Source organism: Thiorhodococcus mannitoliphagus (assembly GCF_010915725.1).
Taxonomy (GTDB): domain Bacteria; phylum Pseudomonadota; class Gammaproteobacteria; order Chromatiales; family Chromatiaceae; genus Thiorhodococcus; species Thiorhodococcus mannitoliphagus.
On sequence record NZ_JAAIJR010000079.1, the window covers coordinates 1 to 26,456 of the forward strand.

Here is a 26,456-nt window from a genome sequence, read left to right on the forward strand (position 1 = left end):
AGGGGGGATTTCGAGCGGCATCGCTCGCATCAGGAAACAATTGATGGACGCTTCCTAAGAAAGTGACCATCAACAACTTCCCCCCTTTCGCAAAGGGGGCTAGGGGGGATTTCGGACGGGATCGCTCACATCGGGAAACAATTGATGGGCGCTTCCTAAGAAAGTGACCATCAACAACTTCCCCCCTTTCGCAAAGGGGGGCTAGGGGGGATTTCGAGCGGCATCGCTCGCATCAGGAAACAATTGATGGGCGCTTCCTAAGAAAGTGACCATCAACAACTTCCCCCCTTTCGCAAAGGGGGGCCAGGCCTTTCGCAAAGGGGGGCCAGGGGGGATTTCGAGCGGCATCGCTCGCATCAGGAAACAATTGATGGACGCTTCCTAAGAAAGTGACCATCAACAACTTCCCCCCTTTCGCAAAGGGGGGCCAGGGGGGATTTCGAGCGGCATCGCTCGCGTCAGGAAACAATTGATGGACGCTTTCTAAGCGGAGCTGGCGCGGTCAGAACAGCGAGCGCCAAGAAACAGGGCGCCGAGGCGTGATCGCCTCGGCGCTCGCGCCCCTAGGATGCTGGTGAGTGCGTCAATACCTAGCCCCACCACCCCCACGCGGTCGCTCGGCGCGCGGCCGCGCCTCGTTGACGGTCAGCTTACGCCCCTTCATGTCCAACTCGTTCAACGCCTTGATGGCCGCATCCGCGTCAGAGTTGCTCGGCATATCGACAAAGCCGAATCCCTTCGACTGACCCGAGAACTTATCCTTAATCACCTCTGCGCTCGCAAGCTCACCGAATTCGGCGAACATATCCCGCAGATCGTCGTCTGTAACGCTATAAGGCAGATTGCCTACGTAGATCCTCATCTCTCTTTTCTCGCGCTCATCATGTGCGTTGACCGAACGGATGCTGCCGATGGCCAACACACAAGCCGAACCGGCAGCAGACGAAGCTCAAGCTCACCCCTTCTCAGCGAAGGGCCAATCCGCGACGCTTTCCGCGCCAGCCATGCAAGACCGACCATCCCAAAACACCCCCTGCTCCACGCGAAACTGACTCGCTTACAGCGTCTGTACGGACATCGAGCCAGCTCGAAGGGACGGGTGCGGAGGGAGATCAAGGATCGTGCAGCGCAGGCACCTAAGAAGCGCTCATGCGTTTCCTTGCGGTGGCGCATGCGGACTTGGATCCTAAATTCGCGCGCCTGGAAGCTCCGAGGTGGCGATGGTGCGTGATTCTTGGCTGAGCGGTAGGGATCCTGGCGGTCGCCGCGATTGGATCTGAGAAAAGCTAGTTTATAGATGGTCTTGCGTCAACAGAATCGCTATAAAAAAACCTTATGGCAGCTGCAGTTTTCAAGATGACTTATGCTGTGCCTTGTAACCGGCATGCTCGATGACAGCAACGAGCTGCGCGACATCCAGGTGAGCGCCGCGCACGCGAACCAAGCCAGCGCCGAGGTCCGGCTGGGCCTCATCGACGGAGTCGAGCCCTTCCAAGGCCGTCCGAACATTGGACACACAGTGCTGACAGCTCATCCCCTGGACCTGAAGGACGAGATCGGGTTCAGGAAGCGAGGAGATGCTGGTGCGGCGCCTGATACGCCGATACGAGAGATACCCCATCAGCCCGAGCAGCATCACCGCCGACAAGCCCCCGAGCCAGTTCGCACCCGCAGAGTGCCCGTGGGCCGTCATCGCCGCGGGCGCCGCGAGGAGACTGTCGAACAGGAGCCCGAAGAGCACGCTCATAACGACCACCGTGCCCAAGTAGATGATGAGAATCGAGCGGCCCAGAACACGGTAGACGGCGCCGAAGGTCGCGATGTTGGTCGCCGGACCTGCCATGAGGAACACGAGTGCCGAGCCCGCGGGCAAGCCGGCGGCAATCAAAGAGGCCGCAATGGGCACTGAGCCAGTGGTGCAGACGTAGAGCGGTAGCGAGATCGCGAGAACGACCAGCATCCCTAAGATCCCCTGCGACCACCCCTGAGAGGCGAAATAGTCACTCGGCAACACCACGGTCAGCAGGGCCGCGAGCAGAACGCCGGCGAGAATCCAGAGGTCGATAGCCCCCAAGAGGTCGATGACCGCATAGCGCAGAACGGGGATGAGACCGCGCTCGCGCCCCTCTTCGGTCGGGGCAGGCTCGGGGTCGCTTGCGGCGTCGAACGCCGTCAGCCGGTTGACGAGAGCACCGCCGATGATGCCGGTGACGAAGGCCGCGACCACCTTGAAGATGGCGAAGGGCCAGCCGAGAAAGGCCGCACTCACCAAAATGGAGTCGACGCCCGTCTGCGGCGTGCTGATCATGAAGGCCGTGGTGGCGCCCTTGGACGCCCCCTCGTTCCTCAGCCCCAAGGCTGTCGGGATGACGCCGCAGGAGCAGAGCGGCAGCGGCACCCCCACCAAAGAGGCCCGTGCCACGCTTCTCAGATCCGGCCGACTGAGCCCGCGATGGACGAATCCGGACGGGAGATAGACATGCATCAGGCCTGCAATCAAGAGCCCCAAGAGCAGCGAAGGTGACAGCTCGATCAGGACCTGCCAGAGCGCCGCGAAGAAGGATTGATCCACCATTGCCTCACACCCTTGCCCGGCCATCCGTGGCTTAGAAACCGAACAGACCCAACCTCACCGCCGAGCCGCGCACTCTGTTGCTCGCGGTGGGCGAGTTGGGCAACGTCTCTCTCAGCACAACCAGGTTTTCAAGATCATGGCGAGCGAGACGCAACCCTTCGACGCCTTGGTCGATTCGACGTGTTGGTCGATTTGACGCGTTCGCCGATCCGACGTGTCAGTCGATATTACCCTTTTCATGCTGATCGTAGAGGTAGCCACCTAGGGCACCCACACCCGCGCCGATGAGCGCCCCCGCACCAGCGTCCGCGGTCAGCGAGCCAACGAGCGCGCCACCGGCCGCCCCCATCAGCGCACCGCTGCCAGCGCGGCTACCCGTGGTCGTTCCGCAGCCTGCCAGCATCAGCGTGGCCGCAAGTGTCAATCCGATCGTCGTCGTTTTCATCATCGTTCTCCGAGTCCAGGCAATCTCTCAGGCCGAGCTGTCAGGCGAAAATCCATCAGCGCATCACCAGCCATGGGCCCACTCATTTCGAGCAGGGGTACTTGGCCGCGAGGGCGCGCACGACGCCAACAACCGGCTGCTCCGCCATGAGTTTCTTATCCCCTGAGTGGGCGCTGGCCCAGCTGACAAAGGCCGCCTTACCGTCGGCGATGGTCGCCGTCTTGGGGTAGCAGATCAGCTGTTTCATCCGCTTGCGGTCGGCAATCTCATCGTGATACTGCACCGATGCCTCGATGAAGGCTCGGCAGGCTTGATTGGCGACGACGTACTCGGGGGCGTCTGGCGCAACTGAGCAAACCTCATAGAGATTGCTGGAAGTATCGAATCGAAAGTCAGCGTCATCCACGGCAACGGCCGTCTCGGTCATGAGTCCCCAGGTGCACGCCGTGCCGAGAACGAGGGCGAGCGAAGGCGTTTTCTTCATGCAGATCTCCCTTTTTGGTCTTTGTGATGATCAGTTTAGTTGTTGTGATCACTGTCGTTGTTTTGATCATTGGTCTTGGTTGTGATCGGGGTTTGGGCTCGAGTCATGGCGATGGTCGTCAGTGCGTTCGAGACATGAGTGCGCCACCTAAGAAGGACCTATGAAAGTGTCCATCAATTGTTTCCCGATGCGAGCGATGCCGCCCGAAATCCCCCCTGGCCCCCCTTTGCGAAAGGGGGGAAGCTGTTGATGGACACTTTCTAAGAAGGACCTAAGAAAGTGTCCATCAATTGTTTCCAGATGCGAGCGATGCCGCCCGAAATCCCCCCTGCCCCCCCCTTTGCGAAAGGGGGGAAGTTGTTGATGGACGCTTTCTAAGCACCGTCAATTCCCCCTGAAACGCGCCGATCGGCGCTGGTGGTCAGGTTCTCCCTCCAATCCGCGAATCCGAGCCCCAGCACGACTTTGAGTCGCACTCAGAGAGAGGCTTTCAGCCCTTCGGCCAAGGATGGATACTTCAGCTCGACCCCGAGTTCGTCGCGGACCTTGCGGCTCGCAAGACGCCTCGATTCACGCATATAGCTCATCATGCCGACGGACAGCTGCTCCCCTGCTTCGGACATGGGGATGAGCGGAGGACGCGGCAATCCAGTGGCATCCGCGATTTGCATAAAGTAATGGGTCATGGTGCTCGGACTGCCATCGCTGACATTGAAGACTGCGCCGTCAGCCGCCCTGTCCATGGCCGCGATGCAGATCGCCACCAGGTCATCGACATGGATGCGATTGCTGTAGGGGGCTTCTTCGGCGAGGACCATGGGGGCACCCTGCTTCAACCGTGCTAGGGGCAGCCGTCCCGGGCCATAGATCCCGGAGACACGCAGGATCACAAGCTCACCACCGCTCTCCCGACTCCAGCGCCTCAGGGTCTCTTCGGCATCCAGGCGCCGTCGCGAACGCTCGGCCGTCGGCTGCGTCGGCCAGGTCTCATCGACCCAAGCCCCGCCGCAATCACCATAAACCCCCGTGGTGCTGATGTAGAGGATGCGTCGCGGACTTCCCGCCCGCTCAAAGGATGCCACCAGCCGACGCGTGTGGCTGTCTTCGACCCCGTGATCGACCGGCGGCGCCAGGTGGAACAGTCGAGCACCCTCAAACGCCCCCGATGGGGCCTCCTCGGTCGCCAAATCCAACCGCATGCAGGGGATTCCGGCCGCCTCCAGCCGCGCGCAACCCGCCGCGCTGCGCACCACGCCGGTAACCGCCTCGCTGCGCTCGAGGCATTGGCGCGCGACCTGGGTGCCCACATATCCGCAGCCCAATACGATGACTTCGCTCATTGATCCAATCCGCTCCTATCCGATGTACACCAACCCTTGCGTCTCGCCTGCTTGCGACGTCAAGGCCGACCCGGACACTATCAGGGGCTGCACAGCAACTTTGCAAGGCATGAGATGACCGTCAAAATCCAGCTACTCCCAGAGGAAACGACATTCGAGGCCGAGTCCGGCGAGACCATTCTCGAGGCCGCGCTGCGCCAAGGCGTTGGCCTGCCCTATGGCTGTCGCAACGGGCAGTGCGGGTCTTGCGCGGGTCACTTGGTGTCCGGCTGGATCCAGTACCCGAGCGGCCTCATCACCGCGCTCGAAGGCAAGAAGGCCGGTACCTGCCTGACTTGCCAAGCCGTGCCGACGTCGGACCTCGTGCTGGAGATCGTCCAGCGCCGGGCCCCGGCGGAGATCGAGGTGCGCACCCTCCCCTGCCGCCTCGAGCGCAAGGAGCAGCTCAACCACGATGTCGTCAGACTCATGCTGAAACTGCCCGAGCAGCAGCGGCTGCAGTTCCTGGCTGGCCAATACGTCGAGCTGAGCCTGAAGGATGGGCGAACACGGGCCTTCTCCATCGCCAACGCCCCGCAAGACGACGCCTTTCTGGAGCTGCATATCCGCCAGATCGCCGGCGGCGAGGTCACCCAACACATCTTCGACGCCTTGCAGGAAAGGAGCATCCTGCGCATCCGAGGCCCCTTGGGCGACTTCTATCTGCGGGAGGACTCACAGCGCCCCATCATCATGGTCGGCGGCGGAACAGGCTTCGCGCCATTGAAGGCCATGATCGAACAGGCCGTCGCGATCGGTTTGCAGCGCCCAATCCATCTCTACTGGGGTGTGCGTTCGCGACGCGATCTCTATCTGCCCGAGCTGCCGTCGCAGTGGAGCGAACAACTCCCAAACTTTGCCTTCACGCCCGTCCTCTCCGAACCGGACGCGGATTGGACCGGGCGCACCGGATGGGTGCACGAGGCCGTGCTCCAGGACAAGCCTCAGCTCGGCGGGCACGAGGTCTACACCGCAGGTCCACCCGCCATGATCGAGGCGGCGGAGGCGGCCTTCCTGGCCCAGGGGCTCGATCGTGAGCATCTGCTCTCGGACGCCTTTACCTTCTCGAGCAAGCCAGCAGTAGACGCGAATGGCGGAGGCTGAGGGGCTCTCGCGCCGACCGGCTGCCCCGCCCGTCTTGCCGCTCTGACCCCATGCAGGCACACTAGCGGCCTTTCCGCCGGGACGACCGGGCATGCCGCAGGCCGTGACGCCCCGGCGTCTCGACCGGCGTCTAGCGATCCAGGAGTCCCTGCAATGCGCCCCGCCCTCCGTGCCGCCATCATCGGCCTGCTCGCCATGTTGACGACAGCCTGCACCACTGGACGCATCGCCTCGATCTGGACAGATGCGACGGATCAGCCGATCCGCTACCACAAGCTCATTGTCTTCGGGGTCACCAACAGCCCCAAGGTGCGGCGCGCCTATGAGGACAACTTCGTGTCCGGCCTGCGGGAGATCGGCGTCAAGGCCGAGCCTGGACATGCCTATGTGTCGGACCAGGCGCTGAGCCTCGTGGTCCGAATGACAGAGGCCGTCTCCAAGGCCGACGCCGATGCCATTATCATCACGCATTTGGTCACTGACGAGCCTGACGCCCAGCCACCGCTGCCGCGCCTGAGCCGAGTGCCGGCTCACTACCGGCACCTGGTTCCCTACTTCAGCCAGGTCTACAACGACGTCTGCGGCCCCAACTACTACGCAGATCTGGAGGCGCTGCGCCTGGAGACGAATCTCTACGATGCCAAGGGTGAGCGCCTGGTCTGGTCGGGGCGCTCCGAGCAACTGGATCCTCGCTCGGAGCAGACCACCATCAGCGATGTCATTGAGGAGACCATCGCTCAGATGGCGCTAGACGGCTATCTGCCGCGGGCGTCAGTCGGACGCCCCGAGAGCGCAGAATGAGCGGAGAATGGCGGCGTCTTCGGCCCGCTCAGCAACACGGACCAGCCTAAACCCAAGGTCGCGCGCGGTCTTGGCCGTGCGCTCCGCAATGACGACCAAGGGCGTCGCGAGCAGACTCGAGCGCCCATCCGGCCCCAACATCTCGGCCAGATTCAGGAGCACCTCGTCGCTCGTCGCCATGGTGTAATCGACGTCCTCGGACCAGCGCGCAAGCAGCGGCCGCGCATCCACCGCAGGCATGACACGTCGATAGACCTCGGCGAAATACACCTCCGCACCGCGCTCGCGCATCGCTTGCGCAAAGACGCCGCGGCCACCTTCGCCCCGGACGATCAACACGCGGCGGCCGGTCATGTCCGCGAGTTCGGGCATCTCCAGCAGCGCCTCGCTCTCGTAACGGTCGCTCGGCACCAGATCGGGCGCCCGGCCGGCCATCTGCAGCACCCTGGCGGTTCCGCGCCCGACAGCTGCCATCCACTTGACCTGGGGCCAAGTCTCATCGGCATACTGCGCGAGTGCCTGCTCTACGGCGTTCGGGCTGACGAAATACATCAGGTCCCAGGACGCGGCGAGCAGCGCCTGAGTCTCCGGGGTGTCGACGGGGTCGATGGCGATGGTCGGGAAACGAATCGCACGCCCGCCCGCGGCCTCGATGAGCTGGCACAGCCCCTCCGCCTGCGCGGCCGGACGGGTCACCAGGACACCGCGACCACCGAGATCGCAAGGCGAGCCCATTCAGTGATCCATCAGGGCGCGCAAGATCTCGTCGGCGCCCTGACCCAGCAGATCGTCGGCGACACGGGTACCGATGGCCTCAGCGTCTCCGCGTGGCCCCTCGGCCTCCGCGCGCAGGATGCGAGATCCGTCCGGGCTGCCCACCAGGCCCTTGAGGTGCAGCTGGTCGCCATCGAGCGTGGCATAGCCGGCGATCGGCACCTGACAGCCGCCCTGCAGACGGGCATTCATGGCGCGCTCGGCGCGCACGCGGTCCGCCGTATCCGCGTGATTCAGCGGCGCGATCAGCCCGTTGACACGCGGGTCGTCGACACGGCACTCGATACCGATCGCGCCCTGACCGATTGCGGGTAGGCTCGCCGCTGGCTCGATCCGGCTGCGGATACGCTCACCGAAGCCAAGCCGGACCAGGCCGGCTGCGGCCAGGATGATGGCGTCGTAGTCGCCATTGTCGAGCTTGGCCAGGCGGGTGTTGACGTTGCCGCGCAGCGGCTCGATGCGCAAGTCCGGGCGCACCTGAGCGATCTGGCACTGGCGCCGCAGACTGGAGGTGCCCACGCAGGCGCCCTGCGGCAGCTGCTCGAAGCTCTCGAACTTGTTGGAGACGAAGGCGTCGCGCGGATCCTCACGCTCCATGATGACGGCCAAGTAGAGCCCCTCGGGGAAGTCGACCGGAACATCCTTCATGGAATGCACGGCGATATCGGCCTCGTTCGCCAGCATGCCCTGCTCCAGCTCTTTCACGAAGAGCCCCTTGCCACCCACTTTCGCGAGCGGCGCATCGAGAATCCTGTCGCCCTTGGTCGTCATGCCGATGATCTCGACCTCGAGACCAGGATGGAGGGCTTTCAGGCGCGCTGCGGTATGCTCGGCCTGCCACATGGCCAAGGGGGATTTACGGGTGGCGATTCGGATGCTGTTCGACATGTTTGATCCTAGGGACTAGCTCGGTACAGAAGGCGCTCTGCGTGACCAGGCCACGCCAGCGAAACTCATATTTTGTCACATCACCGCCCGGAAGGTCTCATCCTCCGAGCCCCGCTCGGCATGGAGCCAAAGGGGACGGCTCTGGAAGCCGGGATAAGCCGGAATGGCGATGAGCGCGCTCGAACGGGTACGGAAGCCGTCTGGGCGCTCGAACAGCATGGCAGCATCCTGCTCGGGCTCACTGCGGTCCGCCAGCAGAGCCTTCCACGCATGCCAATCTCCGCGATCCGGATCAGGCTCGGCGGCGCGCGCGAATCGCGGCGCATAGGCCGCAATGCGCGGATGCGCCGCGTCGTCCAGATCCGTGCCACTCAGCAGGTGCAGACCCGCACTCATCGAGAAGACGCCGATATCGCCATCGCCCGCATGGCGCAGCCAATAAGCCCCGCTCGGATCCGCGACCACGAGATTGAAGGGGCGATAGGCGCGCGGCTCCAACTCGGCGAGCGCGCGCACGGCCTCACCGGCCTCAGCATGGTCCAGCGCCTCCAGCACCAGCTCGCCGCGACTACGCTTACCCGCCAAGGACCCCAGGGTCCCCTCGCGATTGAGCACCGCCGCAACGACACCATGATCATTGACACCGAGCCAGCTCCCGCCCGCCTCGACATCCAGCCCGCCAACGACCTCGGGGCGATCGTCCCAGTGGCGCGCGGGCGGCAGCGAAGCACGCTCAGCCATTTCGTCGCGATTGGCAGCGATCAGGATGGGCCAAGCATGCCCAGGTCGGATAAGGATGACGAGCGTGCACATGAAGCTTGATTTAAGAGACCAGTTGAAGCGCAAAGCGCGCTAAGCGCAGATCAAGAAAGCGTCCATCAACAACTTCCCCCCTTTCGCAAAGGGGGGCTAGAACTTCCCCCCCTTTCGTAAAGGGGGGCTAGGGGGGATTTCAGGCGGCATCGCTCGCATCGGGAAACAATTGATGGACACTGTCCAAGGACTTCGGCTCATCGGGCGAATTCTCTGGAACCTTCATCTTACGGCAAGGCATTCCTTAATAAATCAGATACTTGCACCAGAAACCCATGGGTTTCGCCCCATGAGCCAGGATTTCAATGCCTTACCACAGCGCCGAGACTCAGCGTTCAGGCGACTCCGCGTGAGTGAACCGAGCGGGCAGAACAAGCTTTGGGTTTTCTACCCGTCTTTTGCGTCGTCACGGCTCCAATTCCTGAATTGAGGGCAAATGCTTGCTGAGCGCCGCGCAGACGCCCGGCTCAGTTCAGCTCGGCGAATCGCCGCCTGAGCTTGAGGATCTTGCTGGCGACAGTCTTGTGCAGCAGGTTGAAAACCTTGCGCTGCGCAGCCCGGTTGCTGGAATTGGGGGCACCGATCAGCTCCAGACGAGCCTGAAAGTACGCCATGTCGGCCTCCAGCCTCGCGAGTCGAATCCGATGCCGCTTGCGCTCGTCGGAGTCGGAGGACTTGCCTTTATTCTCTTCGCTCATCCGGCTTCTCTTCGCTCATCCTGCTCACACTCGTTGCAGCTCCCGGAACCAGTCTCCGCCGAGGACTGTCATTCTGTTGCGCACAGGGCTGATCGCGGCAAGCCGCGCTGGCAGCAGCGCAGCGGCGACGGCGCTGATCTTATCAGTCTTTGGCACAGGTATCGGCAAGCTCACCTCAACGCCGTCTTGGGCCACTGCGTCAGCGACACTCAGAGGATGGGCAGGCCGTCGAGAACACACACCACCCACCTCATTGAGCTCTCTGGCGAATATGTTATAAACCCGCGTTCTAAAAAACAAAAAGCCACCAAGGATTATCAATACAAAGCATGAGCACAATCCTAGACTTGTTTCGCGGCTCCGGCGCCCTCTACGGTGGCAACGCAGATTTCATCGAAGACATCTACGAACGTTACCTCATTGATCCCGACAGCATCGACATCGCCTGGCGCGCACGCTTCGACGCCATGCGCCAGGACGCCGCCAACGAGCCTAGTGTCAGCGAATCCCCACACGGCCCCGTCCGTCAGAACTTCCTGCGTCTTGCCCAAGAGAGCCGCTTGCGTGCGCGCAGTCGCCACATCGGCCAGCTCGAGCCCGTCGCAGCGGAAAAGCAGGCGGCGGTTCTGAGTCTGATCAACGGCTACCGCTACCGTGGACATCAGATCGCCAAGATCGACCCCATTCAGCTGCGCGAGCCGCCCAAGATCGCCGACATCGACCCGGCCCACCACAATCTCGGGCCGGACGACATGGATCAGATCTTCCACACCGGGTCACTCTACGCCCCAGACCGCATGCCGCTGCGCGAGATCATCGCCACGGTCGAGCAGACCTATTGCGGAACGGTCGGCTCCGAGTACATGCACATCACCAACACTCAGGAGAAACGCTGGATCCAAAAACGCATCGAGGGCTACCGCGCCAGACCAGAGCTGGAACCGGCCGATCGGCGCTGGCTGCTGACCCTGCTCACGGCCGCCGAGGGGATCGAGAAGTACTTACACCAACGCTACGTCGGACAGAAGCGCTTCTCGCTCGAAGGGGCGGATGCGCTCATCCCCTTGCTGGACGAACTCATCCAGCGCGCCGGACGCAAGGGCCAGCAGGAGGTGGTCATTGGCATGGCCCACCGCGGTCGCCTCAACGTGCTGACCAACATCTTCGGCAAGCCGCCGCAAGACATCTTCGACGAGTTCGAGGGCCGGGTGAAAACGGACTGGCGCCAACAGGCCGGCGACGTCAAGTACCACATGGGCTTCGCCACGGACATCGAAACCGCTGGCGGCATCGTTCACCTGGCGCTCGGCTTCAACCCCTCGCACCTCGAAATCATCAATCCGGTCATCGAGGGCTCGGTGCGCGCCCGTCAGCGCCGCCGTCGCGACTTCACCGGGGATCAGGTGCTACCCGTGCTCGTCCACGGCGACGCGGCCTTCGCGGGCCAGGGCGTGGTCATGGAGACGCTGCAGCTCTCGCAGACACGCAGCTACTCCACCGGAGGCACGGTACACATCGTCATCAACAATCAGATCGGCTTCACCACCAGCCATCCGCTCGACACCCGCTCCTCGCCCTACTGCACGGACGTCGCCAAGATGGTGCAGGCGCCAGTGTTTCATGTGAACGGGGACGACCCCGAGGCGGTCATCTTCGTCACCCGCCTGGCGCTGGACTTCCGCAACCAGTTCCACCAAGACGTCATCATCGACCTCATCTGCTATCGCCGCCTGGGTCACAACGAGGCGGACGAGCCGGCGGTCACGCAGCCGATGATGTACAAGAAGATCCGCAAGCATCCGACGCCCCGCTCGGTCTATGCGGACAGACTCATCGCCGAAGGCCTCATCTCGAAGGACGACGCCAACCACATGGTGTCGGAATATCGCGACTCGATCGAGCAAGGCGTGGTCATCACGCGCCCGGTGCTCTGTGGACTGGACCACGGATCGCGAGTCGATTGGAGCTTCTGCCACGGAACCACTTGGGACCAGGACGTCGACACCGGCGTGCCGATCGAAAAGCTCCGTGAACTCACGGAGAAAATGCTGCAGCTCCCGGAAGGCTTCGAGATGCACCCTCGCGTCGAGAAGATCTGGGGCGAGCGCCGCAAAATGGCGCTGGGCGACCAGCAGATCAACTGGGGCTACGCGGAGAACATGGCCTATGCAAGCCTCTTGGACGCCGGTGTCCCCATCCGTCTCTCCGGCCAGGATGCAGGGCGCGGCACCTTCTTCCATCGTCATGCCAAGATCCACGAGCAGAAGACCGGCAGCGCCTACACGCCCTTGCAGCACCTCGGCCCGCACCAGGGACCCTTCATCGCCATCGACTCCATCCTCTCGGAAGAAGCGGTCCTGGGTTACGAATACGGCTTTGCGACCGCAGAGCCGCATGCCCTCACCCTCTGGGAGGCACAGTTCGGCGACTTCGCCAACGGGGCTCAGGTGGTCATCGACCAATTCATCACCTCGGCCGGCACCAAGTGGGGCCTGTGCTGCGGGCTCGTGATGCTGCTGCCGCACGGCCTCGAGGGTCAGGGTGCCGAGCACTCATCCGCGCGCCTCGAGCGCTTCCTCCAGCTCTGCGCAGGGCACAACATCCAGGTCTGCGTGCCGACCACACCGGCCCAGATGTTCCACCTGCTGCGTCGTCAGATCGTACGCGAGTACCGGAAACCATTGATCGTCATGACGCCTAAGAGTCTGCTCAGGCACCGGCTCGCCGTCTCCTCCCTCGAGGAACTCGCCAAGGGTCAGTACCAGACCATCATCCCGGAGGTCGACCCCATCGAGCCGGCCGAGGTCGAGCGCGTCGTCTTCTGCAGCGGCAAGATCTACTACGATCTCATCGAGGCACGCCGCGCACGCGGACAGACCAACCTGGCGCTCATCCGCATCGAGCAGCTCTACCCGTTCCCGAAAGACCAATTCGCGCACATCATCGAGCAGTACCACAACACTGAAGAAATCGTCTGGTGCCAGGAAGAGCCACAGAACCAAGGCGCCTGGGACCAAATCAAACACCGGTTTCACAACCTGGTCCTGAGCGGGAAGCGCGCCTACTATGTCGGCCGCCCCGCCTCCGCAGCACCAGCGGTCGGCCATCGCGCCGCCCATATTGAGCAGCACGAGCGGCTCATCGACGAGGCCCTCAGCGGCCAATATAACCCCAGCATGAATAAAAGGATCCCGGCCCAATGAGCAGCGAAGTCCGCGTACCCGCCCTTCCAGAATCTGTCTCCGACGCTACAGTTCTAACCTGGCATAAGCAGCCCGGCGAGGCCGTCACGGAAGGCGAGAGCCTGGTCGAGCTGGAGACCGACAAGGTCGTGCTGGAGGTACCGGCACCCATGGACGGCATCATGGGTGAGATCAAGTCGAGCGAGGGCATGGTCGTCCAGGCCGACGATATCCTCGCTGTCGTCGAAGCCGGCAGTGCTCCAGCGCCGAGCAAGTCCAAGCAGCAGGCCGCCGCCAAGAAGAGCGCGGAGCCCGCGCCAGCCCCCAAGACCGAGCCGCAGGCGACCCAGTCACCCAGCAGCAAGAAAGACAAGCCCAAGGCATCTGAGCCGCTGGTCACGCCTTCCGCGCGCCGCTTGGTCAGCGAGATGCACCTGGACCCGCACGAGATCCCGGGCACCGGCCGCGACGGCCGGATTCAGAAGAGCGACGTGCTCGCTTTCCTCGACGACCGTGAGACCGCAACGGAATACGCGGCACCAGCCGACGTCGAGACCATGGTGCCTGCACAGCCCATCCCAAGGCTCAGCGGCGAGGCCGGCCGACCTGAGCAGCGCGTCCCTATGACACGACTGCGCGCCCGTATCGCCGAGCGGCTCGTCCAGGCCCAGCAGCACGCCGCCCTGCTGACCACCTTCAACGAGGTCAATCTCAAGGCGGTCATCGAGCTGCGCGCCAAATATAAGGATGAGTTCGAGCAGACCCACGGTGTCCGCCTCGGCTTCATGTCCTTCTTCGTCAAGGCCGCTGTCGAGGCCCTACAGCGCTTCCCCGTCATCAATGCCGCGGTCGACGGCAGCGACATCCTCTACTACGGCTACTACGACATCGGCATCGCCGTCAGCTCGCCGCGCGGCCTCGTCGTCCCCATTCTGCGCAACTGCGACCAGCTCAGCATGTCCGACATCGAGCAGGGAATCGCGGAGTTCGGCACCAAAGCCAAGGAGGGAACCCTGAGCTACGAAGAACTCACCGGCGGCACCTTCTCCATCACCAACGGCGGCGTCTTCGGATCCCTGGTCTCGACGCCCATCCTCAACCCGCCGCAGAGCGCCATCCTCGGCATGCATAAGATCCAAGAGCGCCCCATCGTCGAGGACGGCCAAATCGTCGCCGCCCCCATGATGTACCTCGCCCTCACCTACGATCATCGCATCATCGACGGACGCGAGGCGGTGCAGTGCCTGGTCACCATCAAAGAGACACTGGAAGATCCCGCGCGGCTCTTGCTGCGGGTGTAGCAGGATCCAGCCGGACTTTATTCTGCGCCCCGGGGCAGGCAGCCCGAGGTCGCACGAAGGGCGGTTACACGATCGGCGGATCCAGAGCGGCAGCGTCGTCCAGGCAATCCTGCTGGAAGGCCTCCACTTCGCCGGCAACCTCCTCGTGGTCGTCGCGAAAACGGGCAATGTGGTACACGGCCTCGCCCTCGTGCACCGTGGGAATCTCGATGCGGCCAATGACCACGCCGCGCGTTTGGGCGACGACCGGGTGCTGCGTGCCGGTCGCGGGATCGCTGATGAAGCCGAGAATCTCGTCGCGCTGCACCCTAGCGCCAAGGGGCACCAGCGTGCGCAGCAGGCCGCTCTCGGGCGCGCGCACCCAGGCGCTGGAACGGGCGACGAAGGGTGCCGTCTCGCGCGCCTGGCGGCGCGAACCGCCGAGCATCCCAAGCTCGCGCATCACGTTCTGCACGCCCGTCAGTCCGGCGCGGATGCAGAATTCGTCGAAGCGCAGACCCTCACCCGCCTCGTAGAGCAGCATGCGAATCCCGAGCACCGTCGCGGCCTCGCGCAGCGAGCCGTCTCGCAAAGTGGAGTTGAGCAGCACAGGTACGCCGAAGGCGCGGGCGAGCCGGTCCGTTTCCGGATCGTCGAGGTTGGCGCGGATCTGCGGCAGATTCGTCCGGTGAATCGCCCCGGTATGCAGGTCGATTCCATGTGTGCAACGCCGCACGATCTCCTCCATGAGGACATGGGCGACCCGCGCCGCGAGCGAGCCGGCCGCGGAGCCCGGGAAGCTGCGATTGAGATCGCGGCGGTCTGGGAGATAGCGGGATTGATGAATCAGACCGTAGACGTTGACGACCGGAACCGCGATCAAGGTGCCGGACAACCGGCGCAGCGACTTGACATCGAGCAGACGGCGGATGATCTCCACCCCATTGAGTTCGTCCCCATGGATCGCGGCCGAGACGAAGAGACAAGGCCCCTCCTTCTTACCATGGACCACATGCACCGGCATCGACAGAAAGGTGTGAGAATTGAGCTTCGGCAGGGCTAGATCCACGAGCGCGTGCGCTCCAGGTGCGATGAGCTGACCCTGGATTTGGAAGGGTGCCCGCATCGCCTAGCCTTTGCCTCGGGTGCGCGTCTTACCCGAGGCGGCATGCTTCTCGAGAAACTCGATGATGTTCCCCGCGATGTCCTTGCCCGTCGAGCGCTCGATCCCCTCGAGCCCAGGCGAGGAGTTCACCTCCATCACAACAGGGCCGTGATTGGAGCGCAGCAGATCGACACCGGCAACGTTCAACCCCATGGTCTGGGCAGCACGCAGCGCGGTCGAGCGCTCCTCCGGCGTGATACGCACGACAGTCGCGGTGCCTCCGCGATGGAGATTCGAGCGGAACTCGCCCTCCTTGCCCTGGCGCATCATGGTCGCGACGACCTTGTCGCCGATGACGAAGCAGCGCAAATCGGCACCGCCGGCCTCCTTGATGAACTCCTGCACCAGAATGTTGGCCTCCAGGCCCATGAACGCCTCGATGACGCTCTCGGCCGCCTTGTGCGTCTCGGCCAGCACCACGCCGATCCCCTGCGTGCCTTCCAGCAGCTTGATCACCACGGGCGCCCCACCGACCATCTTGATCAAGTCCTGGATGTCGTCAGGCTTGTGCGCGAACCCCGTCACCGGCAGTCCAATTCCCTTGCGGGACAGCAACTGCAGGGAACGCAACTTATCGCGTGAGCGTGAGATAGCAACCGACTCATTGAGCGGAAACACGCCCATCATCTCGAACTGGCGGAGAACGGCGGTGCCGTAGAAGGTGACCGAGGCGCCGATGCGCGGGATGACCGCATCGAAACCCTCGAGCTGCTCGCCCTTATAGTGGATCTGCGGGCGCATCGAGGTGATGTTCATGTAGCAGCGCAGGACGTCGAAGATCCTCACCTCATGCCCGCGCGCCTCGGCGGCCTCGACTAATCGCCTCGTGGAATAGAGTTTCGAGTTTCTGGACAGAACGGCGATCTTCATTAGGGACCTCGGTAAGCGAGCGAATGGATAGAAGTGGAGTCCTCTCAGCCGAGCGATCCAGCCGCCCCCGCACCGGCAGGGGGACTGCCCAGGGAGAGGCGCCACTGGGAATCACGGTCGAAGCGCAGCCAGACCCGGACACCAGGTCTGCCGCGCCAACGTCATAGCATCACACCATAGTCACTGGCGATTGCCTCGTCCACAGAGATGAGGCTCCGGACATAGCGCTAGAGGCGCTCGGCTGGTCACGATGATTGACCCCGGCGAGCAGCGCAGCCGTGTCGCCTCAGCTCCGCATGCATTGCCTTATCGTCTGGACGATCGTCAGAACCAGTGGACTGGCGGTGGAATCCTTGGGGTCAATGCGAGACGCAAGGATGCCATCGCCGATCAGGTCGACGCTGGTCCTGCCCGAAGTCTATCCATCCCGCGTCCCCGAGCCGCGCAGCGATCAGTCCGATGGATCTGCCGAAGGTCCGGCCCCATAGGCTTGCCAGGGGCAACGGACGCGTCCCGTCACGAAGGACCCTGCGGGATCGACCAGGGCATTCCCCGCAATCGCCGTTCGGCCCAACAGCATGCGAAACAGCATGCTCTCACGATTGGTCAAGGTCAGCTCGATCGGCCACTGGCGCCCACCAAGATCCAAGGTCGTCCGAATGACATAGCGCTCCTCGCGATGCCCGCCCGAATCGCTCACGTTGCGCCGGTCGATCACGGCCGCCTCCGCATGCACGACGATGTCATCGCGATGCTGAATCGGGTGCACGCCGAAGCGTGCATGGAGCTGGCCCTTGTGGTGAAAAGTATCGACATAGAAGGCGTGCAGGGTCGAGGTGCGGGCTCCTGTATCCACCTTGGCCTTGATCCGAGGCAGCCCGAGCTCGGGCAGCGCCAGCCACTCTCGCCAACCCAGAACGCAGGGCTGCATCTGGGTGCATTCGTCAGTCATATCCCCTCCTCGCAATGTTTGATCAATATATTAACGCCCTGTCTCAGCGCCTTGGCTCACCTTCTGAGTGAAACAGGCGGATGAAACAGGCTTTGCCGTTCTTTACGCCTTCAGGGTTCCAACTGCCGCAGTTCGGCTGCTGAATGGCGGAACCTAGCCCACAATTCACCCGGGTTGGGCCTGGGTTGGGATCAGAGGCGCTCTGGGCTGACGCATGTCCGGGCCATCTGGGTGCTCGCTATGCCAGGCATCATCTCCGACGCCCATCCGCGGCGGAGACCGCTGGCGCTGCACGACCAGCAGCACGGGGCTCTACCCAAGCGTTGTCTGAGCGATTCATGGCACCATGTCTTTACCCGAACTGCCAGCTCGATGCAGCCAATCGCAGGGGAGCGACGCCGTGTCGATCGGTACGAAGGATCGGGCAGGTCGCGCGTGAAGCCGACCTAGGAGCAGGCGCTGGATGCTCGGATTTCGCGTTGACCGCCTCAGCATGAGCCCGGTCCTAACGGGGCAGCCAAAGAGGCCATTCGCTGCTTCATCCAGCGGCGTCGCTTCCACCAACGCAGGCCGCGCTTGCGATCGATAACAGATACGCAGTTCACTGTCATCTGCCTGCCGCGCTGAGCGCCCGGCTGGCATCGGAGCGGCCTTGCCGTGAATCCCATCGACACAGGGCCAGATTGCAGCGACTAGCCCCAGCGCAAGACGCGCCCTTCGACGCAGGCGCGACACGCGTTGAGGCGTCGAGCGAGTGAAATTATGCAGCGCTATCGCATCCTACATCGCACTTACTACAGCTTCCCTGGGCAGGTACAGCTCAAACCGCACGTCCTGCGTCTGCGACCGAGGGAAGACCATGACCTCCGGATCGAGTCCTCGAAACTGGTCATTACACCCTCCGCGACCCTGCGCTGGCACCGTGATGTCGAGGACAATTCCGTGGCGATCGCGACCTTCGATACGCCCGCGAGTCAACTCAGCATCGAGAACGACCTCATCATTCAGCAGTTCAATGAGGCCCCCCTCGACTTCCTGGTCGCTGCCGAGGCGATCGACTATCCCTTCGCCTATTCACCCGAAGACAGTCTGGTCCTATCGCCCTATATGGACACTGCCCCAAAGGGGGAGAAAGACCCGCTGCGCGCCTGGGTGGAAACCATCTGGAAGCCTGGGGAACGGATCCAGACTTACGCCCTGCTGCAACGCCTTTGCGTCAACATCCATGAGCGTCTGTCCTATCAGCTGCGCGAGGAGCCGGGGGTCCAGAAGGCCGATGAGACCTTGAGACTAGGAACCGGCTCCTGCCGTGATTCTGCGGCACTCTTCATCGAGGCCGCCCGCTGCTTGGGCCTCGCAGCACGCTTCGTGAGCGGCTACCTCCAAGCCGAGCCATCGGCATTCAACTATGGCGCCACACACGCCTGGGCGGAGGTCTATTTGCCTGGGGCGGGCTGGAAGGGGTTCGATCCCTCGATCGGCGAAATGGCGGGCGCCCAGCATATCGCCATGGCGGTGGCGCGGCTCCCGGAGTCCGTCCCGCCTGTCGCCGGCGCCTACCTGGGGCCGCCTGGAGCAACGCTCAGCGTCGGTGTCTGGGTATCGGAGCTCTAGGAGCCTGTCCGGCTTAGAAAGCGTCCACCAACAACTTCCCCCCTTTCGCAAAGGGGGGCCAGGGGGGATTTCGGGCGGGATCGCTCGCATCGGGAAACAATTGATGAGCACTTTCTTAGGATGAATCGGCTGCGGAATCGGGAGAAGGGTCCCTTTCGCCCCGCTTTTTCGTTACATAGAACCACGATGCGCCTCAAAACCGGAACGAAATGGCCTCGCTCTCCCACTTCCTCGCTTCGATCCCCCCAATTCGGACAGGCTCCTAGCCGGCAGCAACTCCGGTCGCCGCCCAATCAGGGCTGCGACCAGCACTGACAAACAGCCGTTCTCATCGATCTTGCAGCAGGAGTCCGCGCCGCCATGCATCCCCGTCCCGCAAGGCAGCAGCCGCCGATGCCCCGGCCGGGAGCCTCACTGCTGCGCAGCGGCATCCTCAACGCGACGACCGGGATGCTGCTCTTGGCTGTCGGCGGCGATGCGATCAATACGCACCTCGCCCTCAGCGGCTGGGCCACGGTGAGATCGCTCTGTCTCTTCGCAGTCGCCTTGACTTGGCTCCATGGGCATCTCGTCCTTCACCGACCACACCAGCGCATCCACGCGGCCAATCAGGTCACCTTGGTGCGCTTGGGTCTGACCACGCTCATCGCCGGCTGGGTCGGTGAGCCAATGGATGCAAATCCCTGGCTGCCGCCCCTGGTCGCCGGACTCATCCTGGCGCTGGATGGGCTCGACGGCTGGCTGGCGCGCCGCGGCGGCTGGGCCAGTGCCTTCGGTGCCCGCTTCGATATGGAAACAGACGCCCTTTTGGTCTTGACCCTCGCGGCCCTGCTATGGAGCCAAGACAAGGCCGGTGGCTGGATCCTCATTGCCGGCCTCGCGCGCTATCTCTTCGTGCTCGCAGCGCGGCGCTGGAGCTGGCTAGATCAGCCGCTGCCGCCCAGCCGCAGGCGCCAGACCCTTTGCGTCCTCATCGTCCTGACGCTCTTGCTGAGCCTGATACCGCCAATCCAGCCACCACTGAGCCTGTCCCTGGCCGCCTTGGCAGTCACCTTCACCCTTTACACCTTCGGCGTCGATCTCCGCTGGCTTTGGCGGCAGCAGCCAGAGACCACAGCTGGCCAGCGCATGGGAGTGGACCCTTGATACCCAGCGGGATGACCCGTCATGTCGAATGAGTTGGCGCGTCCTAGCTGGCGCCTCTGGATCGCCCTCGGCTTTGCGCTGTACGGCCTGAATCTCCTTCTCAGCGTCTACAACGTCTGGCCGACACCCTGGGTCACGACGCGCCATCAGCTCTCGATCGAGATCCTGGTGCTGGTGCTCCTGATGGCCGTTTTCACCGCTGCGGGGCGTCCTCCAGCAAGGCGGACGCTCACGGCCCTCGCGGCGCTCGTGCTGCTCTTGACCCTTGGCCGCTATGCGGAGGTCACGGCCCCAGCCCTCTACGGGCGCCGCATCAACCTCTACTGGGACGCCCCCCACATCCCTGGCGTCGCCGCCATGCTCATCCAGGCCGCCAGCGGCCGGCAACTCCTGCTGGCCGGCCTCGGGCTTGTGGGCGGGCTCACCGCACTCTTCTTCGGAATTCGCTGGATGCTCGCCCGCACGGTCACCGCACTCCGGTACACCTGGCCGCGCCGGATGACGACGGGCGTCAGCCTGGTGCTGGTGCTCCTCTTCGTCGCCGGGCGCATCGACCGAGACCTCAGCGTCCGCAAGTGGTTCTCGCTGCCGGTCACCCAGACCTACGTCGAGCAAGTCCACTTCATCGGCGAGGCCATGCGGGCGGACGCAGAGCCAGACCTCAGCGCCCCGCCGCTGCCCGAATCCAGCTTCGCCCGGATCGAGGGCGCGGACGTGCTACTCATCTTCATGGAGTCGTACGGCGTCACCACACTGGATCGTCCAGAGCATGCGCGCGCCCTCGAGCAAAGCCGTCGCCATCTGAGTGAGACCGTCGCGCAGACCGGACGCCAAATCCTGTCGGCGCGCGTGACCTCACCGACCTTCGGCAGCGGCTCATGGCTAGCGCACATGAGCCTGCTCTCCGGCATCGAGGTCCAGGACAGCGGCCGCTACAAGCTGCTCATGACCCGTGACCGGGAGACCCTGGTCCACCGCTTCGCCAACGCCGGCTACCGCGTGCTCGGACTGATGCCGGGTATACGCATGGCCTGGCCGGAGGGCGCCTTCTATGGCTACGACAAGATCTATGACGCCAAAGGGCTGGACTATCGCGGACCTGAATTCGGCTGGTGGCGCATCCCGGATCAATACGCGCTGGCGGTCCTGGACAGAGAAGAACTCGCCCCACAGGCCCGCGACCCAGTCTTCGTCGTCTTCCCCACCATCACCAGCCACGCCCCCTTCCGGCCCGTGGCGCCCTACCAACCGGACTGGCAGGCAATACTGAGTCCCCAGCCCTTCGGTCCGGAGGGCGCCGAATCGTCGCTGCGCAGGAAACCGGAGTGGCTGAATCTCGGGGTCAGCTACGTCGAGGCCGTCGACTATGCCTTCAGCGTCATCAGCGGCTTTCTGGAGCATCGGGCCAAGGATGATCTGGTGCTCATCATCCTCGGGGATCATCAGCCGGCATCCAGCGTCACCGGCCCCGAGGCGTCTTATGATGTCCCCGTCCACGTCATCACCAGCCGCCCCAAGCTGATCCAGGCGCTCGAGGCGGAAGGCTTCACACCTGGACTCAAGCCCACGCCGCCCAGCATCGCGCCGATGCACGCACTGACGCCCATGCTCCTGCGGGCGTTCGGCGAAGCGCAAGCACCGCAGGGACAGAGTTCGAAAGCCACTGTAAGGTAGTGGTCGGTGGGCGGTGGGCGGTGGTCGGTGGTCGGTGGTCGGTGGTCGGTGACTTTAGCTTCGCGGTCAGCGCCACTTGATACGTTTAGCTCTAACCTCTTCTTCCAGTTGATATTTTTGATTTTCATTTGCAACTTTGATTGCTAACGGAGACGAGGGTCAGTTCTCACATCGTTGCAACCCTTCGCGAACAGCGCGACCCACGGTCGCCAAATGGATCCCGAAGTGCTGCGCGATCTCCCGATAGCTGTAAGCGCCGGTCGAATAGGCGGCACGGATGGCGGCGTTGCGATCCGCATGCTGCTCCGCAATCACGGCCAACGGGGGCGCAGGGGCGCGGCGTTGGGCCTTGGGCACCGACAGTAGGTCACCCCGAATCCGAGCCTGGGACTGCATCTGCTCCACAAAGTTTGAATCACCCAAATAGACTTGCTGGCGAAGGGCGCCCCAGATGTCATGCTTGCTCACGCCTTCGCTGACAAAGTGTTGGTAACGGCGACAGGCGTCCTCGCGGACCTCGCCGAACTGACGCAAGAGTCCGTCCACCGCCAGCCAGCTCGGCACCGGTGCCATCCCGATCATGGCGCGGTAGCTGCTCCATGGCCAATCATCCGGTGCCGCGACCAGCCCCGCGCGCACCGGATTGAGCACGACGTAGCGGGTCAGCTCCAACAGATAGGCGTCCTTGTCGACGAGGATGGACTTGAAACGGCCCTGAAACAGATGCCCAGCGCGACCATGACGTCGGTTCGAGGCTTGCGTGTAAACGCCATTCAGCTGGCGCATTCCCTTCGAGAGATTCCCCTCGACCGTTTCGACGATGAGGTGGTAGTGGTTCGTCATGAGGCAGTAAGCGTGACAAAGCCAATTGAACCGCTCCACCACCTCCGCGAGCACACCTAAGAAGGCTTCCTGATCCTGCTCGTCCTCGTAGATGGGCTCGCACCGATCACCGCGCGAGGTGATGTGATAAAGCGCGCCCGCAAACTCGATTCGGAGAGGTCTTGCCATGCGACAACGATAGTGCATCCGGGGCGACGTTACAATGCGAGACCTGACCCCAGGGTTGCAGGGTTGAGCCCAAGATTCAGCGCGCATTTTGTCGCGACCTATCGTAATGTAAGTGATAGCACCCTTCTAAGCCGAAGGTATCCGTACGATGGATGACACCCTGAAGCGATTGCTGGACGCCGAGATGCGGGCCGAGCACCTGGCCAACCAAGCCGAGGAGGATCAGGACCGCATCATCAAGAAGGCCGTCGCCGACACCAAGACAGAGAACGACCGCTTCACCGCCCGCATCCCGGACTTGCACCGCGCCTTCATCGCCAAGGCCGAGGAGCGCGCCGAGCAGAACATCGCGGAGCTGCGCCGCCGCTACGACGAACGGCACGTCCAACTTCGGGACCAGGCGGAGCAGCGCGAGGACGAAGCGCTGGAGGCCGCCTTCCAGGTCTTGATCGCGCCCGATCACTGAGCGCAACCGGCATGCCGAGGTTCACCACCCCAGCCCACAGGGACGACCGCGCATGAGCCACGTCGCCGACCAAGCCTATCTGAGCACCCTGGTCTCGGCGATGTCGACCCGGCTGTTCGACGTGCCCCTCATGAGGGGCCTCTCGCAACGCTCGCTGCAATCCCTTTCCGACGCATTCGGCCTCGCGCCGCTGCTCGACGACCAGCCGACCAACGCGGCCAGGAGTCGCGCCATCGAGCAGAGTCTCATCCACCTGCTGCTGACCGAGCTGCGGATCCTGATTCGGCCAATGAACGCCGACGCGCGCGGGCTGGTCTTGGACTGGGGCCGCAAGTACGGGCTCTCCAACCTCAAGACCCTGATTCGCGGCAAGCTCTACGACTTGGATCCGCAAGAGATCCGCGAGAACCTCTTCGAGCTGCCGAGCGACATCCACCTCTCCGGCCAGGAGCTGCTGCGCGCGGAGAACGTCCTGGAACTGCTGCGCCAGCTCGAGGCCGGCCCGCACCGCCACATCGCGCGTCAGGCGCGCGAGGTCTACGAGCAGCAGCGCGACCCCTTTGCGCTGGAGGCCGCGATCGACCAGCGCTACTACGTCGGCCTGGTGCGGCGCATCATGGCGTTCAGCAACGACCATCTCGCCTCGCTGCGACGCCTGCTGGGCGCCGAGCTGGATCGGATCGCGCTGCTGTGGCTGCTGCGCTTTCGTTTCTGTTATCAGCTCTCGCCCTCGGAGACCTACTATTGGCTCGTGCCCTCCATGCGCCTGCTGACGCGCGAGCGCCTCCTGCAGCTGGTCAATCTGGAGACCTTCGAGCAGGTCTTGAAGGCGCTACCCGAGCCGCTCGACGCCGTGGTGGCCGAGAGCAAGACCATCGCCGAGGTCCAGCAGCGCATCGGACGCCATACCTCCGATGAGATGCGCTGGGTGCTTGCACGCAGTCAATCCGGCGTGGCCCGCGCGCTGGCCTATCTGATGCTGCGCGAGACCGACCTCATGCTGCTGTTCGCCGCCGTGCAGGGCCAGCTCTTGCAGTTCCCGGAGACAACCGTCCAGATTGCGCTCGAGCTGATCGAGCCGACCTGTGCCTGGGATGCGCACCAGGCCGCATGAACAAGTCTCCGCGATGACCCAAACCTCAACCTGACCCCTGCCCTGGAGACCCCGCGATGTTGAGGCCGATGCCAATGAAGCATGTCCGCCTGCTGGCGCTGACCGAGGCCTTGCCGCAGGCGTCCCTGGCGTTGGCCGAGACCGAGAGCTTTCATCCGGACGACCGTCCGCCCACCGAGACCCAGCTCTCCGCCCTGCCCGGCCGCGCCTACCGCGACCTCTACAGCCAAGCGCACACACGGTTGGACAAGATCACGCGACTCATCCCCATCGAGCCGCCCACGGCGATCGGCCAGATCCGCGTCGTCGATGTCGACGAACTCGGCGCCCTCAACGACTGGCTCGGCAAGCGCTGGGAAGAGGCATCGAGCTACGAAGAGGACTTGCGCCGACTCGATGATCAGGAGCGCTTGGTCAGAGAGCAGCAGGCCGCGCTGCAGAACTTCGCGCATCTCAACATCGATTTGGGCATGCTGCGGAGCAAGACCCGTTTCCTGGACATCTACGTCGGCATGGTCCCGCGCGAGAACCTGCGCCGACTCGAAGGCGCGGTCGGTCTGGCGGGCTACCTCCTACACAGCTACATGCAGCTTGGCGACATCACGCATGTCGTCATCCTCGGCCCCACCGGAGAGAAGGAGAGCAAGCTCGGCCCCGTGCTGGCCGCGGCCGGCTTCCAGAGCCTGCCGATACCCGAGGAGCTGGACCGCGAGCCCGCCGAGCTGCAGCGTGATCTCGACGCCAAGCGCCACAGCATCGCCGAGCAGCGCCAGGCGCTGCGGGCGACCCTGGAGGCCTGGGCCGCGCCTTACCGAGACCAACTCCTGGACGCCCGCCATACCCTCATGCTGGCTGAGCCGCTGGTCGCGCTCGACCCATCGCTGCGCAGCGCCGGCCACCTGGCGCACCTCGCCGGCTGGGTACCGGCGCGGGCAGTCAAGGCATTGCGGCAACGCCTGAGCGAATCCTTGAACGGCGCCTTCGAGCTGACGGTGCGCAACCCGCGCCCCGAGGAGCGTCTTCTGGTGCCAACGGTGCCGGTGAAGAGCCGCTGGCTCACCCCATTCGCCATGCTGGTCAATCAATACGGCATTCCCGCCTATGGCGAGGTCGACCCGACGCCCCTCTTCGCCCTGACCTTCCTGCTCATGTTCGGGAGCATGTTCGGTGACGTCGGCCAGGGCGCCGTCATTGCCGGCGCGGCCTGGTGGTTTCGGGGCAAGCTCGGCCGCTTCTGGCCCTTCGGGCTCATGGCCGGCCTGGCGTCGATCGGCTTCGGCTTCCTCTACGGCAGCATCTTCGGCTACGAACACGTCCTGCCCGCGCTGTGGATGAGCCCGCTCAGCGACCCGCTGCTCATGCTGAGCATCGCGCTCGGCTGGGGCGTGGTCTTTCTCACCGTCGCCTGTCTGCTGGCCATCTACAATCGCCTCGCGATTCGCAACTGGCCGGACGCCGTCTTCGGGCACCACGGTGTTGTCAACCTGGTCTTCTATCTGGCGCTGATCGCCGGGAGTCTGCAGCTCAGCCAAGGCAAAGGCTTTGGCGTGATGCCGATGGTGCTCATCGTCCTCTCGCTCGGCGCCCTGGCCGCGCATAGCTGGAGACATCAGAAGGCGCCGGTCGGCGAGAAGATCCTGGTGGTCTTCATCGAAACCCTGGAGACCGTCATCGGGTACGTCTCCAACACCCTGTCCTTCCTCCGGGTCGCCGCCTTTAGCCTCAACCACGTCGCCCTGTCGATCGCCGTCTTCACCTTGGCGGGGATGATGGGCACCTTCGGGCACATCCTGACGGTTATCCTCGGCAACGTCTTCGTCCTGGTGCTCGAGGGCGGTATCGTCATGATCCAGGTGATGCGTCTACAGTATTACGAAGGCTTCTCGCGCTACTTCTCCGGCGATGGCCACGCCTTCGCGCCCATCCGCTTCAGACGGGGGCTGTCATGAGTGTTGGTGGGAGCGGCGCCCCCCCCCCCCCCCCCCCCCCCGCCCGCACGCCGCGCCGCGCCGCCCCCCCCC

At 63.7% G+C, this 26,456-nt stretch carries 23 protein-coding genes; 10 read left to right on the top strand and 13 right to left on the bottom strand.

The features are described from left to right. Positions 1 to 583: 583 nt before the first annotated feature. From G3480_RS17140 to G3480_RS17160, 5 genes are all read right to left on the bottom strand, one after another. Complete coding sequence (locus G3480_RS17140; RefSeq protein WP_164655110.1) at positions 584 to 862, bottom strand: RNA recognition motif domain-containing protein; 279 nt, start codon at positions 860 to 862, stop codon at positions 584 to 586. 489 nt (positions 863 to 1,351) lie between these two features. Continuing rightward, positions 1,352 to 2,575 carry a permease gene (locus G3480_RS17145; protein WP_164655111.1) on the bottom strand — a complete coding sequence of 408 codons (1,224 nt, stop codon included), beginning with the start codon at positions 2,573 to 2,575 and terminating at the stop codon, positions 1,352 to 1,354. A 217-nt stretch (positions 2,576 to 2,792) separates the two neighbouring features. After that, entirely contained in the window at positions 2,793 to 3,020 is a 228-nt protein-coding gene (locus tag G3480_RS17150; protein WP_164655112.1) for a glycine zipper domain-containing protein, read from the bottom strand. A gap of 82 nt (positions 3,021 to 3,102) precedes the next feature. Continuing rightward, entirely contained in the window at positions 3,103 to 3,504 is a 402-nt protein-coding gene (locus G3480_RS17155) for a Rap1a/Tai family immunity protein (protein WP_164655113.1), read from the bottom strand. 476 nt (positions 3,505 to 3,980) lie between these two features. After that, entirely contained in the window at positions 3,981 to 4,844 is an 864-nt protein-coding gene (locus tag G3480_RS17160; RefSeq protein WP_164655114.1) for an SDR family oxidoreductase, read from the bottom strand. A 114-nt stretch (positions 4,845 to 4,958) separates the two neighbouring features. Between G3480_RS17160 and G3480_RS17165 the strand changes: the two genes are divergently transcribed. Then, positions 4,959 to 5,987, top strand: coding sequence for a CDP-6-deoxy-delta-3,4-glucoseen reductase (locus tag G3480_RS17165; RefSeq protein ID WP_164655115.1), 1,029 nt, complete (start codon positions 4,959 to 4,961; stop codon positions 5,985 to 5,987). A 153-nt stretch (positions 5,988 to 6,140) separates the two neighbouring features. After that, on the top strand, positions 6,141 to 6,788 hold the full coding sequence (locus tag G3480_RS17170; protein WP_164655116.1) for a hypothetical protein: 648 nt from the start codon (positions 6,141 to 6,143) through the stop codon (positions 6,786 to 6,788). Here G3480_RS17170 and G3480_RS17175 read toward each other — a convergent pair. From G3480_RS17175 to G3480_RS17190, 4 genes are all read right to left on the bottom strand, one after another. After that, complete coding sequence (locus G3480_RS17175) at positions 6,759 to 7,523, bottom strand: uroporphyrinogen-III synthase (RefSeq protein WP_164655117.1); 765 nt, start codon at positions 7,521 to 7,523, stop codon at positions 6,759 to 6,761. The genes G3480_RS17170 and G3480_RS17175 overlap by 30 nt on opposite strands. Further along, on the bottom strand, positions 7,524 to 8,450 hold the full coding sequence (gene hemC / locus G3480_RS17180) for a hydroxymethylbilane synthase (protein ID WP_164655118.1): 927 nt from the start codon (positions 8,448 to 8,450) through the stop codon (positions 7,524 to 7,526). It lies immediately after the preceding gene. Between the two features lie 75 nt (positions 8,451 to 8,525). After that, positions 8,526 to 9,263: an NRDE family protein gene (locus G3480_RS17185; protein WP_164655119.1), complete on the bottom strand. Its 738-nt coding sequence runs from the start codon at positions 9,261 to 9,263 to the stop codon at positions 8,526 to 8,528. 467 nt (positions 9,264 to 9,730) lie between these two features. Beyond that, positions 9,731 to 9,961: a hypothetical protein gene (locus tag G3480_RS17190; RefSeq protein WP_164655120.1), complete on the bottom strand. Its 231-nt coding sequence runs from the start codon at positions 9,959 to 9,961 to the stop codon at positions 9,731 to 9,733. Positions 9,962 to 10,290: 329 nt separating this feature from the next. Between G3480_RS17190 and G3480_RS17195 the strand changes: the two genes are divergently transcribed. Both G3480_RS17195 and odhB read left to right on the top strand, forming a co-directional pair. Further along, the gene (locus tag G3480_RS17195; RefSeq protein ID WP_164655121.1) at positions 10,291 to 13,164 is read left to right on the top strand and encodes a 2-oxoglutarate dehydrogenase E1 component; all 2,874 of its coding nucleotides are present in this window, start codon (positions 10,291 to 10,293) and stop codon (positions 13,162 to 13,164) included. After that, positions 13,161 to 14,444, top strand: coding sequence for a 2-oxoglutarate dehydrogenase complex dihydrolipoyllysine-residue succinyltransferase (gene odhB, locus G3480_RS17200; protein ID WP_164655122.1), 1,284 nt, complete (start codon positions 13,161 to 13,163; stop codon positions 14,442 to 14,444). The genes G3480_RS17195 and odhB overlap by 4 nt, the downstream gene beginning before the upstream one ends. Positions 14,445 to 14,508: 64 nt before the next feature. On the opposite strand, the gene G3480_RS17205 is transcribed toward odhB, so the two are convergent. The 3 genes from G3480_RS17205 to G3480_RS17215 all read right to left on the bottom strand — a co-directional run bounded on the left by G3480_RS17205 (position 14,509) and on the right by G3480_RS17215 (position 17,410). Beyond that, the gene (locus tag G3480_RS17205) at positions 14,509 to 15,549 is read right to left on the bottom strand and encodes a succinylglutamate desuccinylase/aspartoacylase family protein (RefSeq protein WP_164655123.1); all 1,041 of its coding nucleotides are present in this window, start codon (positions 15,547 to 15,549) and stop codon (positions 14,509 to 14,511) included. A gap of 3 nt (positions 15,550 to 15,552) precedes the next feature. Then, on the bottom strand, positions 15,553 to 16,458 hold the full coding sequence (gene rimK, locus G3480_RS17210; protein ID WP_164655124.1) for a 30S ribosomal protein S6--L-glutamate ligase: 906 nt from the start codon (positions 16,456 to 16,458) through the stop codon (positions 15,553 to 15,555). A 451-nt stretch (positions 16,459 to 16,909) separates the two neighbouring features. Further along, on the bottom strand, positions 16,910 to 17,410 hold the full coding sequence (locus tag G3480_RS17215) for an ATP-dependent zinc protease family protein (protein ID WP_164655125.1): 501 nt from the start codon (positions 17,408 to 17,410) through the stop codon (positions 16,910 to 16,912). A gap of 762 nt (positions 17,411 to 18,172) precedes the next feature. On the opposite strand from G3480_RS17215, the gene G3480_RS17220 reads away from it, so the two are divergent. The 3 genes from G3480_RS17220 (at position 18,173) to G3480_RS17230 (ending at position 21,844) form a co-directional block, all read left to right on the top strand. Then, the gene (locus G3480_RS17220; RefSeq protein ID WP_164655126.1) at positions 18,173 to 19,024 is read left to right on the top strand and encodes a transglutaminase family protein; all 852 of its coding nucleotides are present in this window, start codon (positions 18,173 to 18,175) and stop codon (positions 19,022 to 19,024) included. A gap of 360 nt (positions 19,025 to 19,384) precedes the next feature. Next, on the top strand, positions 19,385 to 20,170 hold the full coding sequence (locus G3480_RS17225) for a CDP-alcohol phosphatidyltransferase family protein (RefSeq protein WP_164655127.1): 786 nt from the start codon (positions 19,385 to 19,387) through the stop codon (positions 20,168 to 20,170). Positions 20,171 to 20,191: 21 nt separating this feature from the next. Next, positions 20,192 to 21,844, top strand: a complete 1,653-nt coding sequence (locus tag G3480_RS17230; protein WP_164655128.1) for an alkaline phosphatase family protein — start codon at positions 20,192 to 20,194, stop codon at positions 21,842 to 21,844. 159 nt (positions 21,845 to 22,003) lie between these two features. On the opposite strand, the gene G3480_RS17235 is transcribed toward G3480_RS17230, so the two are convergent. Continuing rightward, complete coding sequence (locus G3480_RS17235; RefSeq protein WP_164655129.1) at positions 22,004 to 22,855, bottom strand: REP-associated tyrosine transposase; 852 nt, start codon at positions 22,853 to 22,855, stop codon at positions 22,004 to 22,006. Between the two features lie 148 nt (positions 22,856 to 23,003). Here G3480_RS17235 and G3480_RS17240 point away from each other — a divergent pair, with 148 nt between their 5' ends. From G3480_RS17240 to G3480_RS17250, 3 genes are all read left to right on the top strand, one after another. Further along, complete coding sequence (locus G3480_RS17240; RefSeq protein ID WP_164655130.1) at positions 23,004 to 23,321, top strand: ATPase; 318 nt, start codon at positions 23,004 to 23,006, stop codon at positions 23,319 to 23,321. A 52-nt stretch (positions 23,322 to 23,373) separates the two neighbouring features. Next, positions 23,374 to 24,435, top strand: a complete 1,062-nt coding sequence (locus G3480_RS17245) for a V0D/AC39 family V-type ATPase subunit (protein ID WP_164655131.1) — start codon at positions 23,374 to 23,376, stop codon at positions 24,433 to 24,435. Between the two features lie 74 nt (positions 24,436 to 24,509). After that, complete coding sequence (locus G3480_RS17250) at positions 24,510 to 26,384, top strand: V-type ATP synthase subunit I (RefSeq protein WP_240905879.1); 1,875 nt, start codon at positions 24,510 to 24,512, stop codon at positions 26,382 to 26,384. Positions 26,385 to 26,456: the final 72 nt, after the last annotated feature.

What these genes read in the sequence shown, in the direction of transcription:
- G3480_RS17225 (WP_164655127.1), top strand. Translation starts at nt 19,385, where the DNA reads ATGCATCCCCGTCCCGCAAGGCAGCAGCCGCCGATGCCCCGGCCGGGA.
- G3480_RS17235 (WP_164655129.1), bottom strand. Translation starts at nt 22,855, where the DNA reads ATGGCAAGACCTCTCCGAATCGAGTTTGCGGGCGCGCTTTATCACATC.
- G3480_RS17140 (WP_164655110.1), bottom strand. Translation starts at nt 862, where the DNA reads ATGAGGATCTACGTAGGCAATCTGCCTTATAGCGTTACAGACGACGAT.
- G3480_RS17195 (WP_164655121.1), top strand. Translation starts at nt 10,291, where the DNA reads ATGAGCACAATCCTAGACTTGTTTCGCGGCTCCGGCGCCCTCTACGGT.
- G3480_RS17155 (WP_164655113.1), bottom strand. Translation starts at nt 3,504, where the DNA reads ATGAAGAAAACGCCTTCGCTCGCCCTCGTTCTCGGCACGGCGTGCACC.
- G3480_RS17185 (WP_164655119.1), bottom strand. Translation starts at nt 9,263, where the DNA reads ATGTGCACGCTCGTCATCCTTATCCGACCTGGGCATGCTTGGCCCATC.
- G3480_RS17245 (WP_164655131.1), top strand. Translation starts at nt 23,374, where the DNA reads ATGAGCCACGTCGCCGACCAAGCCTATCTGAGCACCCTGGTCTCGGCG.
- rimK (WP_164655124.1), bottom strand. Translation starts at nt 16,458, where the DNA reads ATGAAGATCGCCGTTCTGTCCAGAAACTCGAAACTCTATTCCACGAGG.
- G3480_RS17250 (WP_240905879.1), top strand. Translation starts at nt 24,510, where the DNA reads ATGAAGCATGTCCGCCTGCTGGCGCTGACCGAGGCCTTGCCGCAGGCG.
- G3480_RS17175 (WP_164655117.1), bottom strand. Translation starts at nt 7,523, where the DNA reads ATGGGCTCGCCTTGCGATCTCGGTGGTCGCGGTGTCCTGGTGACCCGT.
- G3480_RS17165 (WP_164655115.1), top strand. Translation starts at nt 4,959, where the DNA reads ATGACCGTCAAAATCCAGCTACTCCCAGAGGAAACGACATTCGAGGCC.
- G3480_RS17190 (WP_164655120.1), bottom strand. Translation starts at nt 9,961, where the DNA reads ATGAGCGAAGAGAATAAAGGCAAGTCCTCCGACTCCGACGAGCGCAAG.
- G3480_RS17170 (WP_164655116.1), top strand. Translation starts at nt 6,141, where the DNA reads ATGCGCCCCGCCCTCCGTGCCGCCATCATCGGCCTGCTCGCCATGTTG.
- G3480_RS17150 (WP_164655112.1), bottom strand. Translation starts at nt 3,020, where the DNA reads ATGAAAACGACGACGATCGGATTGACACTTGCGGCCACGCTGATGCTG.
- G3480_RS17220 (WP_164655126.1), top strand. Translation starts at nt 18,173, where the DNA reads ATGCAGCGCTATCGCATCCTACATCGCACTTACTACAGCTTCCCTGGG.
- G3480_RS17160 (WP_164655114.1), bottom strand. Translation starts at nt 4,844, where the DNA reads ATGAGCGAAGTCATCGTATTGGGCTGCGGATATGTGGGCACCCAGGTC.
- G3480_RS17145 (WP_164655111.1), bottom strand. Translation starts at nt 2,575, where the DNA reads ATGGTGGATCAATCCTTCTTCGCGGCGCTCTGGCAGGTCCTGATCGAG.
- G3480_RS17240 (WP_164655130.1), top strand. Translation starts at nt 23,004, where the DNA reads ATGGATGACACCCTGAAGCGATTGCTGGACGCCGAGATGCGGGCCGAG.
- G3480_RS17205 (WP_164655123.1), bottom strand. Translation starts at nt 15,549, where the DNA reads ATGCGGGCACCCTTCCAAATCCAGGGTCAGCTCATCGCACCTGGAGCG.
- G3480_RS17230 (WP_164655128.1), top strand. Translation starts at nt 20,192, where the DNA reads ATGTCGAATGAGTTGGCGCGTCCTAGCTGGCGCCTCTGGATCGCCCTC.
- odhB (WP_164655122.1), top strand. Translation starts at nt 13,161, where the DNA reads ATGAGCAGCGAAGTCCGCGTACCCGCCCTTCCAGAATCTGTCTCCGAC.
- hemC (WP_164655118.1), bottom strand. Translation starts at nt 8,450, where the DNA reads ATGTCGAACAGCATCCGAATCGCCACCCGTAAATCCCCCTTGGCCATG.
- G3480_RS17215 (WP_164655125.1), bottom strand. Translation starts at nt 17,410, where the DNA reads ATGACTGACGAATGCACCCAGATGCAGCCCTGCGTTCTGGGTTGGCGA.